This window comes from Vibrio sp. Makdt, assembly GCF_027587015.1.
In the GTDB taxonomy this organism is placed as follows: Bacteria; Pseudomonadota; Gammaproteobacteria; order Enterobacterales; family Vibrionaceae; genus Vibrio; species Vibrio chagasii_B.
In genome coordinates this window covers 1-15,824 of the sequence record NZ_JAPPTH010000001.1, presented here as the reverse complement: position 1 = coordinate 15,824, position 15,824 = coordinate 1, and the positions used below count along the sequence as shown (strand labels likewise).

Genomic DNA, 15,824 nt, shown 5'->3' with positions numbered 1-15,824 from the left:
ATGAAGGGAAACATGGCTTGAGCTCTACTTGTTTTACTGAAATTCAAGAGTAGAAGGGCTCAAGCCATTGGAGTTGAAATGGCTTAAGCCGCTGCTGCTGTCAGCTTGGCTTTGCGTAGATTTTTAAGCGCGATACAAGTAACCGCAGTAACACCCGCACCTGATGCCATGCACAGAAGCGCCAGCATTGGGTAGTTCATTGCGCCAAGTAGAGCGACTACTGGGCCACCGTGAGCAACACTGTTGGTAATACCAAATGAGAACGCCATAACCGCAGCAGTCATTGAGCCAAGCACGTTGGCTGGGATAACTGACATTGGATCTTGAGCCGCGAAAGGAATCGCACCTTCAGAGATACCGACTAAGCCCATCGCGCCTGCTGCTTTACCCGCTTCAATTTCAGAAGATTCGAATAGGTCGAACTTACGGCCGAGTCTGGTTGCGATAGCCATACCCAGTGGAGCGACAGGGATTGCACACGCCATGGCACCCATGAATTGAGTTTGACCGCTAGCAATCATGCCGACTGAGAATAGGAACGCCACTTTGTTGAACGGGCCACCCATATCAAAGCCAGCCATGCCACCCAGTACGATGCCAAGCAAAACCACGTTGCCTGTGCTCATGCTAGTAAGTAGCGCAGTAAGAGCATCCATCAGCCCAGCAATTGGAGCGCCGATAACAAAGATGAACAGACCAGCAATAAACAGAGAGCCAGTGATCGGAGCGATCATGATAGGCACAAGCGGTTGAACGAACTTGTGGTAGTTAAACGAGGTAATCCATTTAACAAAGTAACCGACTAATAGACCTGCGATGATTGCGCCAATAAAGCCTGTACCAGCATCAGCGCCATAGAAAGAACCGTTGTTGGCAATCCAACCGCCAATTAGACCTGGAGTTAGAGCTGGACGGTCAGCAATCGCGTAAGCAATGTAGCCAGCCAAGATTGGGATCATTAGGGTGAAGGCAACCACGCCCACTTCTAGGATTTGGTTCCACATGCTGCCAGCAGGAATCGCCATGCCAGATTCACTTGGCTCGCCACCAATCGCTAAGGCTAGGGCAATCAAAAGGCCGCCCGTCACTACGAATGGGATCATGTGTGATACGCCATTCATCAAGTAACGATAAAGGTCTGAACGCGCTTGTGATGCTTTTTCGGCAACGGATTGGTTGGTTGGAGCTTGTTCTGCTTGATAACTTGGTGCGTTGAGAGCTTGTTTGATCAAGCCTTGTGCGTCTTTGATTGGCGCTTTTACGTTAGTGCAGATGACGCGTTTGCCAGCAAAGCGAGCCATGTCGACCTGTTTGTCACAAGCCACAACAATTGCGTCAGCACGTTCAATATCTTCTTGAGTAGGGCTGTTTTTAACGCCGATAGAGCCGTTGGTTTCGACCTTAACATCGTAACCAAGCGCCGCTGCGCCTTTCTCTAGCGCTTCCGCTGCTAAATAGGTGTGTGCGACGCCAGCGGGGCAGCCTGTCACACCAATGATGAAGCCTTGTTTCTCAATATTGGTTTCTGTTTCAGCAGGTTCAGGTTTGGTAAGCAGTAGCTCTAACGCCGCTTGTTCAGAGTCGGCATTCATGAAGTTTTCGATAAAACCTTCTTCAATCAGTTTTGAAGAAAGCTCTGCCAATACTTCGATGTGGTGGTTGTCGCCGCCATCGGGAGAGGCAATCATAAAGAACAGTTTTGATGGCTGACCATCATCGGCACCGTACTCGATCCCTTCTTTGTGGACACCGATAACAACTGCAGGTTTGATCACTGCGCTGCTTTTCGCGTGTGGTAGGGCGATGCCTTCTTCAAACCCTGTGTTGCCTTGTTCTTCTCGCGCTTTAATGTCGGCAAGAAACTGCGCTTTGTTTGAAATGCGACCTTGTGCGTACAGCACGTCTATCAGCTCTTTAAATACGTCTTCTTTGGAATTGGCGCTAAGCGAAAGCTTAATCAAATCTTGATTGATCAATGTTGTGATCATAATGAACCCCTACTCTTTTTTATTTTGTTAGGGGTATTCTGAAATTGATTACTTGCCTTCTGTAGTGAAGAAAAAACGCATTTACTGGATGATTGTTGCCTTATAAATGGAGTGTGATTTTGATCGGTTAGTGGCGCGTTTTTCGGCCTCTATTGACATAGGTTGAGCTTGTTTGAGGCTTTTATTTACAAGGGGTTTGGCGTGTAGAGTTATCGGGGGAACAATGTGCTATATCAGATTTTCGACTGGAGATTTATTCCCACTACTGGATTTTTGTAACCTAGATCTCAAATTGTGATTTTGCTCAATAGCGCTATGTTTCACTAAGGAGTATATCTATTCCCGTAGCCTTATTGCTGCCCATAAGAGTTCGAATAAATGATTTTTCATGACTTAATCTCGTCGGTATTAAACGAGCGAGAACCGTTTCACAACATCTGGTTTGCGGGAGATTTTCACACGCCATCAGCATTCAGCTATCAGGTGAACTTTCCGCGCTTAGAGCTGGTGCTTGACGGTGAGTATATTAATGAAATGGAGAGTCATGATCGTAAGATCACCAACGTTGTCGCGAAAGCAGGAGATGCGATTTTCATCCCGCCTAACTGCTGGAACAAGCCGAACTGGGATACTGATTGTTCGGTACTGAGTATGTTGTTTGGACGTCGTCAGCTTGGTTTAAGTTTGGTGAGCAAGCGCAAAGGAGAAGAGAGCTTTTACGATATTCAAAAACACAGTATTCAGACTCGCTCGGGTTTTGCGATTGATAACATTCTAGAGGCGCTCAGCTCACTCGCGAGGGAGAGTAATAAGCAGCCGATGGATGAGCTATTACTGCAAGCGCTGCTGCAATACAGCAAAACCATGCTAGATGCGCCCGTCGAGAAATCTCACAGCCGAGTACAGGATGTGTATCAGGGAATTTGTATCTACATTCAAGAGAACTTCCACCGCCATATCACCCGTGACAGTATCGCCTCGCGCTTTAGCATTTCATCCAACCATTTGTCACGAATGTTCCGCCAGCAAGGGCATATGACGTTGGCCGAGTACATCACGCGCGTGCGAGTCGACCGCGCCAAGTTCATGCTTAAGAAATACAACTTCAAACTCAATGAAGTGTCGGTACGTTGCGGCTTTAAAGACGTGAACTACTTCTGCCGAGTTTTTAAAAACCGTACTGGAAGAACCCCAACCGAATACCGCGGTTCAATCTGATACCGTTTTAATCTGATACTGTTTCAAATTATCCGTTTCAAACTAGCTTCTCGAACTGGTCTTATACGACCGTATTTTGTATGACTTGATTACCGTAACTGACCCTGTGTTGTGGTAATCAATTTGATTTTTGCTTTCCTCTAAGTTTCCTCTTTTCAACGGCTTTCTCTTATCTATTACTAAACCGACTCTCATGGTTTGTGTATTTTCCGCGATTCTCTAGATAACGCCGATTAATAACAATAAGAGGTGGTTTTGCGAGCTATTTATTGTTTTTTTCGCTCTATTTATTGAATCAAACGTCTAATAATTCAGATATTAGTTGGATGCATTAAATTAATTTTAAGTAAATTAAAATCTATTTATCGAGACGACAAAAGTTAATTGTTTCTGGCTGGGTTATTGATTTAAATGTTTGTAAGGTATTGATTTTTAATGCTTAGTTCATGGTGCTCTATTCTTTATTTATTAATGTTTCATTCATGCCTAAAAATCAAATATTCAAGTTTATACGGTCTATCACAACCTTGACTTATAATACTACAAATTAAAATTTCTACGGATAATATGCTCTTCAGATATTAATAATAAAGAAGACTTATACATGGAACTCAATACTCTGATCGTAGGAATTTATTTCCTTTTCCTTATAGCAATAGGTTGGATGTTTAGAACGTTCACCAGTACAACCAGTGATTATTTCCGCGGGGGCGGTAACATGCTTTGGTGGATGGTTGGTGCGACTGCGTTTATGACTCAGTTCAGTGCTTGGACCTTCACTGGCGCAGCGGGTAAAGCGTATGCCGATGGTATGGCTGTCGCGGTTATCTTCTTAGCGAACGCATTTGGTTACCTGATGAACTACCTGTACTTCGCTCCGAAATTCCGTCAACTACGTGTGGTAACACCAATTGACGCGATCCGTATGCGTTTTGGTAGCTTCAACGAGCAAGTATTTACTTGGTCTGGTATGCCGAACAGTATCGTTTCTGCGGGTATCTGGCTGAACGGTTTGGCGATCATCGCATCGGGCATCTTTGGCTTCGATATGACGACAACCATCGTTCTGACTGGTCTTGTTGTACTTGTTATGTCGGTGACAGGCGGCTCATGGGCAGTTATCGCGTCTGACTTCATGCAGATGGTTATCATCATGGCGGTAACCGTAACGTGTGCTGCGGTGGCTATCGTGCAAGGTGGTGGCGTTACTGAAATCGTTAAAGACTTCCCAGTAGCTGAAGGCGCTTCATTCGTTTCTGGTAACAATCTGAACTACGTAAGCATCTTCGGAATCTGGGCATTCTTCATCTTCTTCAAACAGTTCAGTATCACCAACAACATGTTGAATTCTTACCGTTACCTAGCGGCAAAAGACTCGAAGAACGCGAAAAAAGCGGCTCTGTTGGCGTGTATCCTGATGACCATCGGTCCAATTATTTGGTTCATGCCACCTTGGTTTGTAGCAGGACAAGGCGTTGACCTGGCAGCACATTACCCAGATGCAGGTTCTAAAGCAGGTGACTTTGCTTATCTATACTTCGTAGAGCAATACATGCCAGCAGGTATGGTGGGGCTTCTGATCGCAGCAATGTTCGCAGCAACCATGTCTTCAATGGACTCGGGCTTAAACCGTAACTCAGGTATCTTTGTAATCAACTTCTACCAACCGATTCTTCGTCCAAACGCGACAGAGAAAGAGCTGATGATAGTGTCTAAGTTGATGTCTACCTTCTTCGGTCTTGCCATCATCCTTATCGCGCTGTTCATTAACTCGCTAAAAGGTTTGAGCTTGTTCGACACCATGATGTATGTGGGTGCGTTGATTGGCTTCCCAATGACTATTCCAGCATTCTGTGGCTTCTTCCTTAAGAAGACTCCGGACTGGGCAGGTTGGGGTACGCTAGTAGTCGGTGCGATTGTTTCTTACATCGTTGGCTTCGTGATTACCGCCGAAATGCTACAGAACTTGTTTAACCTAGAGCCGCTAACGAGCCGCGAATGGTCTGACTTGAAAGTAGCAGTAGGTCTGATTGCACACCTAGTGTTTACGGGCGGCTTCTTTGTTCTTTCGACTCTGTTCTACAAACCACTAGAGGCGTCTCGTCAGAAAGATGTGGATACCTTCTTCAACAATCTTGCGACGCCATTGGTTTCTGAATCAACAGCGCAGAAGAAACTGGATAACAAACAACGTCACATGCTGGGCTCACTGATTGCAGTGTCTGGTGTGGCAGTGATGGCGATGTTTGCTCTACCGAACCCATTCTGGGGAAGAATGATGTTCGTACTGTGTGGCGGTATCGTGTTCATCGTCGGTCTGATGCTGGTGAAAGCCGTGGACGACTCGGTGGAAGATGCGAAACAAGAGAACAAAACGGCTTAGGTAACTAAACCCACTCGATGAGCCATTGAAAATAGAACGGCTGAGCGTGATTGCTCAGCCGTTTTTTATTATGTGAACCATGGAGTTACAACCAATGGAGTGAGTCACTTAGTTGATTAAGGAGATGAATTTAAAAGGGCGAAATGAACTAAATCAGACGAGAAGAGATGTACATGAGCAAAGCTTGTAGGTCGACACTGCTTCGAGTCTTTTGTAAACGCTCATTGACCTGATCGTGAAGCAGGTTTCTGGTTAGGTTGGTGGCCGCCACAATATGTTCTCGCTGTGGCTTGGTAGGCAGTACCAAAGCGATGGCAACGTGCACCTCACCAATGCGTGAAGCCCAATCAATCGGGTCGTCACTGACGATGACTGCGATCGAGAGATCTTGGGTCGATTCAAACATCACATGGGGCAATGCGATCCCTGGGGATACACACGTAGACGAGCGTTCCTCTCGTTTAATAAATGCAAGAATCAGTTCATCCGGATCTTCTGGATACACGAGATGAGCAAGCCCTTTTAGACATTCAAACTTGGTCAGTTGAGTTTGTGCTTTGGCATGGTGCCACTTGATGTCACAAGGTGGGCATATCTGCGGCATGCGCTGGATTAAGTCGTTCGAGAACTCATGGTTCACTTGTGAGCCAACCATGGTGTAATGCTCTGCAACCACATCTTTAAGAACGAAACAGGCCAGCTCGGCATCAATACCGACTGCGGTTATCTGACACAAATCGCCACGAAGTAAACCCACTTGCAACATCGCGACCGATTTGGAGAGATCGGCCGTTCGGTTTTGAGTGATGTTGATAATGCGGATGTTGCTTTTGAACTTTTTCGCTAAGCGAGCAAGCGGCTGGGCGACATGTGAGTTCGCCGTTGGGTCGGCAACAAAGAAGGTGATCTGATATTCGTTCATGAAAGGCTTAAGCCCGACAATACTTGATGAAAACCTTATCGACACTCAATAATACTTCTTCCATAGGAATGAATACGGTTTTAACTGGGTCGAATCGGCTTGGTTGTTCGATGTCGATATCTGAAACGATCAACACTTTGTCTGCGAGAGTAATGTCCTGTGCAGAGAGTAAGTTTTCAATACCCATAGCACCTTGTGTTTCAACCTTGATTGAAACATTGAATTTAGGGGCTGTTTTATTTAATGCATCAGCTGCCATATAGGTGTGTGCAATGCCTGTAGGGCACGCAGTTACCGCTACAATTCTCATTATTATTCTCGGCTTAATGTCGTCATTTTACTACTTGGTATGGGAAAACCCAGTATAGACCGGGAGCATACCGTAGGGGCGATACGTTTATGGGTTCTGTGGATTTTATGGATTGCCGTTTTTTATTCCAAGGTGAAAGTCACACTCTGAGCTCTTGGTTACAATAATCCAGTTAATGCACCTTTCGTCCTATATGATGATCAACGACACACCGCTAATCTTTTCATCCTACTAACATCGAATTTTAATTTAGGTCGGAAGAACCTAATTACTTCAGTCTGAAATCAGGCGAGGCAGAGTAAACCATGGATATCACTAACATTATCGAGCCCGAGATCATCTGCTTAGAACTACAAGCAGACTCTAAACAGGCGGTATTTGAAGAGCTTGTCGAACTACTCGATCGTGCTGGTAAGCTCTCGAATAAAAGTGAATTCCTTGATGATATCTGGAAGCGTGAGGCGATTGGCAATACGGGATTTGATGATGGTATTGCGATTCCACATGCGAAAAGTACTGCCGTTGCTAAACCTGCTGTTGCTGTAGGTATCAGCCGAACGGGGATTGATTATGGTGCCGATGGCGGTGAGCTGTCTGATGTGTTTTTTATGCTCGCTTCGCCAGACAACAATGACGATCACCATATCGAGGTGCTGGCTCAGATCTCGACCAAACTGATTGAAGATGACTTTGTTACAAAATTAAAGGCTGTCGAGTCGGTCGAAGAGGCTCAAGAGCTGTTTCTTGAAGCCAATTCCGACTCTTTCGATAGCTATGCCTCTAGCCATCATGAAGTGTACGTTGAGCCGCTCAGTCCTTGGGCGCAGTCTCTTAATCGCTTGAAAGAGCATTTGCTGTATGGCACTTCGCACATGATTCCGTTCGTGATCGCGGGCGGTGTGTTGTTGTCTTTGTCGGTGATGATTTCAGGTCATGGTGCAGTACCAGAGAGCGGTGTTCTGGCAGATATCGCACAGATGGGCATTGCAGGTTTAACCTTGTTTACTGCGGTTCTAGGCGGCTACATTGCGTACTCAATGGCCGACAAACCGGGTTTAGCGCCCGGTATGATTGGTTCTTGGGTGGCGGTGAACCAATACAACACTGGTTTTCTTGGGGCGATAGTGGTCGGCTTCTTTGCTGGCTTTGTGGTGAATCTACTTAAAAGGATCAAGCTGCCAGACAGCATGATCTCGCTGAGCTCTATTTTCATTTATCCGTTAGTTGGCACCTTTGTAACCTGTGGTGCTGTGATGTGGGTGATTGGTTCCCCGATAGCCCAAGTGATGCTTGAGATGAATCAAATGCTGACGGGTATGGCTGGCTCAGGAAAAATGGTACTCGGTAGTATTTTAGGCGCGATGACGGCCTTTGATATGGGCGGCCCAATCAACAAGGTCGCTACACTGTTTGCTCAAACGCAGGTGAATACTCAGCCTTGGTTGATGGGTGGCGTTGGCATTGCGATTTGTACGCCGCCACTGGGTATGGCTTTGGCGACTTTCCTTTCACCGAAGAAGTTCAAGCGAGACGAACGTGAAGCAGGCAAAGCCGCAGGTATCATGGGTATGATCGGTATCAGTGAAGGTGCGATTCCTTTTGCTGCCGCCGACCCTGCGCGAGTGCTGCCTGCTGTGGTTGCTGGTGGCATTGTCGGTAATGTGGTTGGTTTTATGTTCCATGTGGTAAACCATGCACCATGGGGCGGTTGGATTGTTCTGCCTGTGGTTGATGGCAAACTTGGCTACATTATTGGCACACTTGCGGGGGCGCTAACCACGGCATTCATCGTGATACTGCTTAAAAAGAATGTGGTAGAAGGTGACGAACTTTCTTATCAGTCTGCCGGTGGTTCGGTAACAGAAGAAGGGCAAGCGGATGTGTTGGCAATTACTTCATGCCCATCAGGTGTTGCTCATACTTTCTTGGCGGCTAAGTCTTTAGAAAAAGCGGCGCATCATCTCGGGGTTCGGATTAAAGTCGAAACACAAGGTGCTAACGGGATTGGTAATCGCATCACACCAAAAGACATCGAAAGGGCGAGGTTGGTGATCTTCGCTCACGATGTGGCGATTAAAGAAGTCGAGCGCTTTGCGAACGTCAAAACGTTAGATGTCAGCACCAAAGAGGCGATGCTTAATGCGCAGGCGTTGATCATGAGAAAGGTGTAACCCTTAAACACGAAAGTTAATCATCTATTAAGTTAACTAGATCAAAACTAAAAAGACTCCGCTCTAGCGCTCTAGGCTAACAGTGGAGTCTTTTTGTATGGCTTCTAAAACAAGTTCAGTTTTTAAAAAGGATGATACTTAAATACGTCTTCAACCATTGAGTTAAGTAGATCGATGTCGTCACAGGTTTTCGCGTAGGTACGCAGGCCTGCGATCTGAACTTGAACATGTCGAGCAAGTTGAGTCGGTTCACGTTCTTTGTTTATCTCACCGAGCTCTTGAGCCTCGGCAATCAGCTTAGCGAACTCACCTTCCATGATCTTCAGTGATTTCTTCGCTTCTTCTAATAATTCGGCGTGTTCATCAGTCAGTTCTGCTACCGTTTTTGCCAGCATACACATGCCATTTGGCGAACTTTGTTTTGATTCGACCACAGCACGTTTTACGAAGCTTTCAAGCGCCTTGATTGGTGAGTCTGTTTCGCTGCGAAAGCGGTTCAGGTTGAGAATGCCAAGTTCGGTATAGCGAGCAAGAGTCTCTTTAAACAAACCTTCTTTGCTGCCAAATGTCGCGTAGATGCTACCCGGACGCATATCAATCACGTCTTGCAGGTTACGCATAGAAGTCGCGTGAAAGCCCTTTTCCCAATATAGGTTCGTTGCTTTATCTACTACGTCTTGTCTATCGAATTTCGCGGTCTTGGCCATAACATCTACTTCATTAATCTGAACATATGTTCAATATTTTATGCTGAACGTTCGTTCTAGTAAAGCGGTGATTAGATCCGCTTGAGGGCAATCGATCTTACTTGAGCGTCTTAAAGTAACTAAGCCTTTGATACTGTTTAGCTATGTTCTTACTTTTCGAGAGACCGGTTAGGCTAAGTATTTGCTTGCCACGGAACGCACATACTCAGGTTCAAGCTTGCCACCACATAAGGTTTGGTGTGTCAGCAGGCCGATAAGGATGCTATACAGCTCAATCGCATTCTCGGCATCGATGTATTGGGCGAGCAGTTGTTGATACTTATTGTTGGCAATTTCGATGCTGGCATCTTCAGCCACAGCTTCTTGACCAATCACATCAATGTAATCAAAGACCAATTTCATCTCTTGGAAGTAGCGTGACTCTATCGCTTGAAAGATATGGACGAAGTTTTCAATCTTCTGCTCAGTTGTGGCATCCACAGCTAGAGGCAAGTCGGCGAGGTTACCGCTATCGTGTCGAACAATGGCTTCGGTCGCCGCCTTGAACAGCTCATCTTTACTTTTGTAATAGTGATAAACCGCGCTTTTGCTCATGTTGAGGTGTGAGCACAGCTGTCTCATTCCCAATTCTTTATAACCGAACTCCAAAAACACACCAGCGGCTTTCAGAGCGATCTCTTCGCGTCTTTTGTCATGATCGACGATCTTTGGCATGAGTCTTCCTCGGAGTTAGTTAGTTGAAGGTTCAGTCAATTTAGGCAACTGAAGCAATAGCTTAATGCAGCTGATGAGTGCCATCTTAGTTTAAATTAGTCCAAGTGGTCAAAATAATTCTTTACAGTGGTTAAACTTCGTTCTAATTTAAAAAGACCAAGTGTTCTAAATAAAAATCAAACGACGATTATTCGAGGTAACTATGAGAATTGATTGGAACCTGCCCCCATTCAGAGCGGGCTTCTTAGGCGGGCTAGATAAATTTATCGGTCCCGGTGCGACATCAGCAGAGAAGAACCTGCAACTGTACATACCGTTTATAGCGGGCGCATTGATTGCCGCGTATGCCAATCATGCCGAGTTGGGCTGGTCTTGGGGACAATATCTAGCAGCGGTTCTGTTAACCATCGACATGTTGGGTGGCGTGATCACCAACGCGACATCAAGTGCCAAGCGCTGGTTTCACAGAGAAGGGGAAGGCTTTAAGCAACACATGACCTTTATCGCTATTCACTTTATTCAGTTAACAGTATTCAGTTGGCTGTTTTTGGATATGAACCTGATGTGGGTAGCGGTGACCGGTGGTTACATGATGTTGGCGTGTGCCTTGGTATTGAAAACTGCACTCTATCTACAACGTCCAGTTGCTTTGATTCTGTATACACTGAGTTTGATCTTATCGCTTTATGTTGTGGAATCACCGGTCGGCTTAGAGTGGTTCTTACCTGTGTTCTATTTGAAGTTATTAATCAGCCATATTCTACGAGAAGAGCCTTACCGTCCGGAAAACGAAACTATCTAATCAATGAAGCTTTGTAATAAATGGGGTTATCTATAAATGAACGTAACGAATGAGCCCAAAAGCCGAATTCTAGTGGCTGGGGCGACAGGGTACTTAGGTCGCCACCTTATCGAAGCGCTCCAAGCGCGTGATGCTGACTTCAAAGCACAAGCTCGTAGTGCTTTGAAGTTGAAGGATCTCGGTCTGAACGATTCTCAAATTCAGATCGCACAAGTGACCGATGCCGAGAGCCTAAAAGGGTGCTGCGATGGAGTGGATATCGTCATCTCTTGCGTTGGTATTACACGTCAGAAAGAGGGCCTGAGTTACATGGATGTCGATTATCAAGCCAACCTGAATTTGTTGGAAGAAGCGGAGAGAGCAGGCGTTAAGAAGTTTGTTTATGTATCGGCATTTAGGGCGAACGTGATCAAAAATGTTCGTTTACTTGAAGCCAAAGAGCGCTTTGCTCAGCGATTATTGGCATCAGAACATTTAGCGCCTTGTGTGATTCGTCCGAATGGATTTTTTGCTGACATCGAAGAGCTCTACAATATGGCTAAGTCGGGAAGGGTGCACCTTTTTGGTTCAGGAGATGTTCGTTTGAATGCAATTCATGGCATAGATCTAGCCGAATTTATCTTGGCTTCGTTACCTAATGACGAAAAAGAATTGGATGTGGGCGGTCCTGATATCCTCAGTGCAACACAAATAGCTGAGCTTGCTTTTCAATCTCAGGGTAAAACAGCGCGAATGACTTATGTTCCCGATTGGGTGAGGAAACTGGCTTTATGGGTGATAAGGCGGCTACCGGAAAGTCGGGTTGGGCCTGCGGAGTTTTTCTTAAGCGCAATGGAAAGTGATGCCATTGCGCCATGCGTGGGAAAACATCATTTAAGTGACCATTTTTCCCAGCTTAATAACGAGTCAAATAAGGGCTAGTCGTCGACCACTTCGACGGTTTTATGCTGCGCGCCGTAATAGGTGCCTTCATCGATAGTGTACATCAATGTTTCTTCACACTCTGGGCAATCGAATTCTTCATTGGGTTCGATTGCTGCTTCTTCTACCCATTCCCATCCAATATGTTCTTCGCAAGCGGGACAGTCCATAAAACCTCTAATTATGCTTCTACGTTAGTTGAATTCGTAACTTTTTGAGTCCGGCATTATACATAGTTGGCGCTGAACATGTAGCGACAACTGAGGTGATAAAGGGTGTGTTTGTACCTCTTTAGGGTTATGAAAAACTGTCATTTTTCAGTCACTTGCGTCGGAAAAATGTTGTTGCACGTTTTTTGTGTTTTCTAAAGTTGCATAGCTAACAGTTTTATAAATAAGTCAATGAATTTTGTAAGGTTAAATGCTAGCGTTATCGATTGTCGTCCAATATGGCACGGTAATTGATAAAACTAAATATTATTATGATCTCAGTAAAGGTACACCGTTTTAGAAGTGTGTCTAATTACACGATAGATAAAGATTCGTTAGCCGCTAGGAAATAAAAATGAAATTAACCGATATGTCTTTTAAGCAAAAAATCATCACTTTGCTTATTTTACCGATCTTAGGGTTTCTCTGGCTCAGTGTTTCTGCGATATCCAAAGGCGTAGAAACAAAGACTGAAATGTCCTCATTAAATCAACTGACACGCCTTTCGGTTGTGTACAGTGAGTTAGTGCATGAGTTACAAAAAGAGCGAGGCATGACAGCTGGCTTTATTGGCTCTCAAGGAACTAAGTTTGTCAGTGAATTAGCCGCGCAGAGAAACAACGCTGACAACCGACGTAATGAAAGAAACGATTACTGGCAGTCTGCCAATATCAATCTGCCACAGATCAATCGCCTGAACACAGAGATAAGCCAAAGCCTTAATCAGATAACGACGATTCGAAATCGAGTGGATTCTCAGTCGATACCACTTTCTGAGGCCTTGGGTTACTACACCCAATTGAATGCAAAGTTGCTTAGCGTATCGGCATTAATTGCTGAGCTAAGTTCTGATGCTACTATCACTACAGAAACCATCGCTTATTACAACTTCTTGCAAGGTAAAGAGCGAGCGGGTATCGAGCGTGCTGTCCTAAATAACACCTTTTCTAAAAATGAATTTGGCCCGGGTATGCTGGTGAAATTCATCTCTTTGGTGACAGAGCAAAATACCTACTTTTCGAATTTTGAAGTGTTGAGCAACCCAGCGAACGTTCGTTTCTTTGAGCAACAGTTAAACGATCGCTCTGTAGCAGAAGTAGAAAAACTTCGTAGTTTGGCTGAATCTAAGATGAGTGGCTTTGATGTCGACCCTGTGTACTGGTTCTCTCAATCTACCGCTCGTATTGTTCAGCTAAAGAAAACAGAAAACCACCTTGCTGAGTCACTGATTGCGTTGACTGAGAAAAAGATGTCACAGGCGCAATCTGCGATGATGATGAGTATCGGTCTATTTGCTTTGATTACGTTGTTTGCGACTTTCGTGAGCTTTAAAGCGATCAGCGACCTGACGATGAGAGTGAAAGACTTGACAGTGATGTTGTCTAAAGTTCGTAATGACAACGATCTAACGGTTCGTGCTAAGTACGTTGGTAACAGCGAACTTGGACAGATCTCTTCGGCACTGAACGAAACTCTAGAGAAGTTTTCAAACGTTATCGACAACCTGTCTCACTCGAGCCTTACTTTGGCTTCAGCCGCTGAAGAAACCTCACAAACTTGCCATTACAACTCGAATACGCTGGTTCAACAACAAGATCAAATCGGTTTAGTTGCGACGGCGACAGAAGAGTTATCGGCTACGGTAAATGAAGTCGCGGCAAAAACTCAGCAGACAGCCAGCTCTGCTAAAATGGTCGATGAGCAGTCACAAGAAGGTTTGAGTACAGTTCAGGATTCTTATCACTCGATTGAAAAACTGGCATCTGAAATTAATGATCTAGCGGAAAAGATCACGCACTTACATGAGAGCAGTAATAACATTAACAGTGTGATTGATGTGATTAAGTCCGTCGCTGAACAGACTAACTTGTTAGCATTGAACGCGGCAATTGAAGCGGCAAGAGCGGGTGAGCAAGGTCGTGGGTTTGCGGTCGTAGCCGATGAAGTTCGTACACTGGCGCAGCGCACCCAGCAATCGACAGCTGAAATTGAAGGCTTTATCAGCTCGCTACAGTCTGATGTGCAGACGGCGTTCAATGTTATTGATAACAGCCAGAAGATGTCGTCTAAAGCGGTTGAGGATTCAAAAGAGGTTGAGCACACCTTACAAGGTATCTCAGCATCGGTAAGCGAGATATTTAGCATGACCGAACAGATCGCCACAGCAACGGAAGAGCAAGCCGTTGTGACTCAAGATATCGCGCAAAACGTGATGGCGGTTGAGCAGAAATCGACGGAGTCGACCACAGGCGCAACTCAAATTGCAGCAACCGCCAAAGAACAAGCTGAACTGGCGGCTTCATTGAAAGAGATCGCTAGTACGTTTAAGAGCTAATCTTTCAGAGTTAAAAGTTTTCCATCTTATATAAAAATGTCCCGCCTAATGCGGGACATTTTTTTAGTGGGATATTTTTGGGTAAAGCGACTAAAGCGCTTGTCCGTTAACCGACAATTTCACATCAATGTTGCCGCGAACCGCATTTGAATATGGGCAAACTTGGTGAGCGGTTTTTACCAGCGTAACAGCCTCTTCTTGAGCCAAGTCGAGCTCAATCGCTAATGAAACGGTTAAAGCAAAACCACCATTTTCATTTGGACCGATACCAACCGTTGCAGTTGTTGGCGCCGATGCAATCTTGATTTTCATTTCTTTCGCTACGTGAAGTAGAGCATTTGAGAAACACGCAGAGTAGCCCGCAGCAAACAGTTGCTCAGGGTTCGTTGCTTCACCTGAACCGCCCATTTCCTTCGGGTAGCTTAATGCAACAGAAAGCAAATTATCGTCAGTAGAAACTTGGCCGTTACGACCAGCAATTGCAGTAGCAGAAGTAGTGTAGAGTGTTGTCATTGTCTTAATCCTTAAAATAGTTGTGTAAAATTAAATTGCGCGCAACTTTATTTTAAGGTGAGCTTAATTGATAAAACTTATGTGTGCAAGTATATTGTGTGCAATTTAATTTATTGATGAGGTGATCGTGAGCGACCAAGATGAATATCTAAAGTTAGATAATCAGGTGTGCTTTGCACTTTACAGTGCTTCAAATGCAATGAGTCGAGCTTATCAACCTCTGCTGAAAGCGCTTGATCTTACTTATTTACAGTACATTGTGATGATGGTGCTTTGGGAGCAACAAGAGATAAATGTCAAAGCGTTAGGCGCTAAAACACATTTAGATTCAGGAACCTTGACTCCATTACTTAAGCGTTTAGAAGCAAAAGGTTATGTGCTTCGTAAACGTAGTGCTGAAGATGAACGAGTGCGAGTAATTACGCTAACTCCTGTAGGGACTGAACTTAAAGAGCGCGCGCAAACTGTCCCAGAAGAGATATTTTGTTTGTCTAAGATGAATGAAAACGAACTTACATCGCTCAAAGCGCAATGTGAGCAGTTACTTGACAACTTAACTCAATAAGAACGTCTCTTTAATTCTCAGTAATAACGTTCAAATACTGAAAAAGCCAGTGAGTATCTACTGTTA

14 protein-coding genes are annotated in these 15,824 nt (G+C 44.9%); 7 read left to right on the top strand and 7 right to left on the bottom strand.

All coding sequences use genetic code 11. The features are described from left to right. Window positions 1-83: 83 nt before the first annotated feature. Complete coding sequence (locus tag OH460_RS00070) at window positions 84-1,988, bottom strand: PTS fructose transporter subunit IIABC (protein ID WP_269993857.1); 1,905 nt, start codon at window positions 1,986-1,988, stop codon at window positions 84-86. 378 nt (window positions 1,989-2,366) lie between these two features. Between OH460_RS00070 and OH460_RS00065 the strand changes: the two genes are divergently transcribed. Further along, the gene (locus OH460_RS00065; protein WP_061033873.1) at window positions 2,367-3,206 is read left to right on the top strand and encodes a helix-turn-helix transcriptional regulator; all 840 of its coding nucleotides are present in this window, start codon (window positions 2,367-2,369) and stop codon (window positions 3,204-3,206) included. Window positions 3,207-3,810: 604 nt separating this feature from the next. After that, window positions 3,811-5,589: a sodium:solute symporter family transporter gene (locus tag OH460_RS00060; RefSeq protein ID WP_102320883.1), complete on the top strand. Its 1,779-nt coding sequence runs from the start codon at window positions 3,811-3,813 to the stop codon at window positions 5,587-5,589. A 148-nt stretch (window positions 5,590-5,737) separates the two neighbouring features. Here the strand turns inward: OH460_RS00060 and OH460_RS00055 are convergent, their stop codons facing one another. Together OH460_RS00055 and OH460_RS00050 are read right to left on the bottom strand one after the other, a co-directional pair. Continuing rightward, window positions 5,738-6,511, bottom strand: coding sequence for a PTS sugar transporter subunit IIA (locus OH460_RS00055; protein WP_269993850.1), 774 nt, complete (start codon window positions 6,509-6,511; stop codon window positions 5,738-5,740). A gap of 7 nt (window positions 6,512-6,518) precedes the next feature. Then, entirely contained in the window at window positions 6,519-6,821 is a 303-nt protein-coding gene (locus OH460_RS00050) for a PTS fructose transporter subunit IIB (protein ID WP_269993848.1), read from the bottom strand. 305 nt (window positions 6,822-7,126) lie between these two features. On the opposite strand from OH460_RS00050, the gene OH460_RS00045 reads away from it, so the two are divergent. After that, window positions 7,127-8,992: a fructose-specific PTS transporter subunit EIIC gene (locus tag OH460_RS00045; RefSeq protein WP_269993846.1), complete on the top strand. Its 1,866-nt coding sequence runs from the start codon at window positions 7,127-7,129 to the stop codon at window positions 8,990-8,992. A 122-nt stretch (window positions 8,993-9,114) separates the two neighbouring features. Here the strand turns inward: OH460_RS00045 and OH460_RS00040 are convergent, their stop codons facing one another. Then, a complete protein-coding gene (locus OH460_RS00040; RefSeq protein WP_171731375.1) occupies window positions 9,115-9,699 on the bottom strand; it encodes a TetR/AcrR family transcriptional regulator in 585 nt (194 codons plus the stop codon). A gap of 168 nt (window positions 9,700-9,867) precedes the next feature. Next, window positions 9,868-10,413: a TetR/AcrR family transcriptional regulator gene (locus OH460_RS00035; protein WP_269993840.1), complete on the bottom strand. Its 546-nt coding sequence runs from the start codon at window positions 10,411-10,413 to the stop codon at window positions 9,868-9,870. 202 nt (window positions 10,414-10,615) lie between these two features. On the opposite strand from OH460_RS00035, the gene OH460_RS00030 reads away from it, so the two are divergent. Together OH460_RS00030 and OH460_RS00025 are read left to right on the top strand one after the other, a co-directional pair. After that, window positions 10,616-11,215 (top strand): hypothetical protein, encoded by a 600-nt coding sequence (locus OH460_RS00030; RefSeq protein WP_269993838.1) that lies wholly within the window; start codon window positions 10,616-10,618, stop codon window positions 11,213-11,215. Window positions 11,216-11,251: 36 nt separating this feature from the next. Further along, entirely contained in the window at window positions 11,252-12,136 is an 885-nt protein-coding gene (locus OH460_RS00025) for an SDR family oxidoreductase (RefSeq protein ID WP_269993836.1), read from the top strand. Here the strand turns inward: OH460_RS00025 and OH460_RS00020 are convergent. After that, a complete protein-coding gene (locus tag OH460_RS00020) occupies window positions 12,133-12,306 on the bottom strand; it encodes a hypothetical protein (RefSeq protein WP_008216632.1) in 174 nt (57 codons plus the stop codon). The genes OH460_RS00025 and OH460_RS00020 overlap by 4 nt on opposite strands. A 394-nt stretch (window positions 12,307-12,700) precedes the next feature. On the opposite strand from OH460_RS00020, the gene OH460_RS00015 reads away from it, so the two are divergent. Then, the gene (locus OH460_RS00015) at window positions 12,701-14,680 is read left to right on the top strand and encodes a methyl-accepting chemotaxis protein (protein WP_269993828.1); all 1,980 of its coding nucleotides are present in this window, start codon (window positions 12,701-12,703) and stop codon (window positions 14,678-14,680) included. Window positions 14,681-14,770: 90 nt separating this feature from the next. Here OH460_RS00015 and OH460_RS00010 read toward each other — a convergent pair whose 3' ends face one another. Next, a complete protein-coding gene (locus OH460_RS00010; RefSeq protein ID WP_008216630.1) occupies window positions 14,771-15,193 on the bottom strand; it encodes an organic hydroperoxide resistance protein in 423 nt (140 codons plus the stop codon). A gap of 127 nt (window positions 15,194-15,320) precedes the next feature. On the opposite strand from OH460_RS00010, the gene OH460_RS00005 reads away from it, so the two are divergent. Next, window positions 15,321-15,758, top strand: a complete 438-nt coding sequence (locus OH460_RS00005; protein WP_171762518.1) for a MarR family winged helix-turn-helix transcriptional regulator — start codon at window positions 15,321-15,323, stop codon at window positions 15,756-15,758. Window positions 15,759-15,824: the final 66 nt, after the last annotated feature.

Coding starts and splice junctions, on each gene's coding strand:
- OH460_RS00055 (WP_269993850.1), bottom strand. CDS start 6,511: ATGAACGAATATCAGATCACCTTCTTTGTTGCCGACCCAACGGCGAAC.
- OH460_RS00030 (WP_269993838.1), top strand. CDS start 10,616: ATGAGAATTGATTGGAACCTGCCCCCATTCAGAGCGGGCTTCTTAGGC.
- OH460_RS00070 (WP_269993857.1), bottom strand. CDS start 1,988: ATGATCACAACATTGATCAATCAAGATTTGATTAAGCTTTCGCTTAGC.
- OH460_RS00035 (WP_269993840.1), bottom strand. CDS start 10,413: ATGCCAAAGATCGTCGATCATGACAAAAGACGCGAAGAGATCGCTCTG.
- OH460_RS00010 (WP_008216630.1), bottom strand. CDS start 15,193: ATGACAACACTCTACACTACTTCTGCTACTGCAATTGCTGGTCGTAAC.
- OH460_RS00025 (WP_269993836.1), top strand. CDS start 11,252: ATGAACGTAACGAATGAGCCCAAAAGCCGAATTCTAGTGGCTGGGGCG.
- OH460_RS00040 (WP_171731375.1), bottom strand. CDS start 9,699: ATGGCCAAGACCGCGAAATTCGATAGACAAGACGTAGTAGATAAAGCA.
- OH460_RS00060 (WP_102320883.1), top strand. CDS start 3,811: ATGGAACTCAATACTCTGATCGTAGGAATTTATTTCCTTTTCCTTATA.
- OH460_RS00050 (WP_269993848.1), bottom strand. CDS start 6,821: ATGAGAATTGTAGCGGTAACTGCGTGCCCTACAGGCATTGCACACACC.
- OH460_RS00020 (WP_008216632.1), bottom strand. CDS start 12,306: ATGGACTGTCCCGCTTGCGAAGAACATATTGGATGGGAATGGGTAGAA.
- OH460_RS00045 (WP_269993846.1), top strand. CDS start 7,127: ATGGATATCACTAACATTATCGAGCCCGAGATCATCTGCTTAGAACTA.
- OH460_RS00015 (WP_269993828.1), top strand. CDS start 12,701: ATGAAATTAACCGATATGTCTTTTAAGCAAAAAATCATCACTTTGCTT.
- OH460_RS00065 (WP_061033873.1), top strand. CDS start 2,367: ATGATTTTTCATGACTTAATCTCGTCGGTATTAAACGAGCGAGAACCG.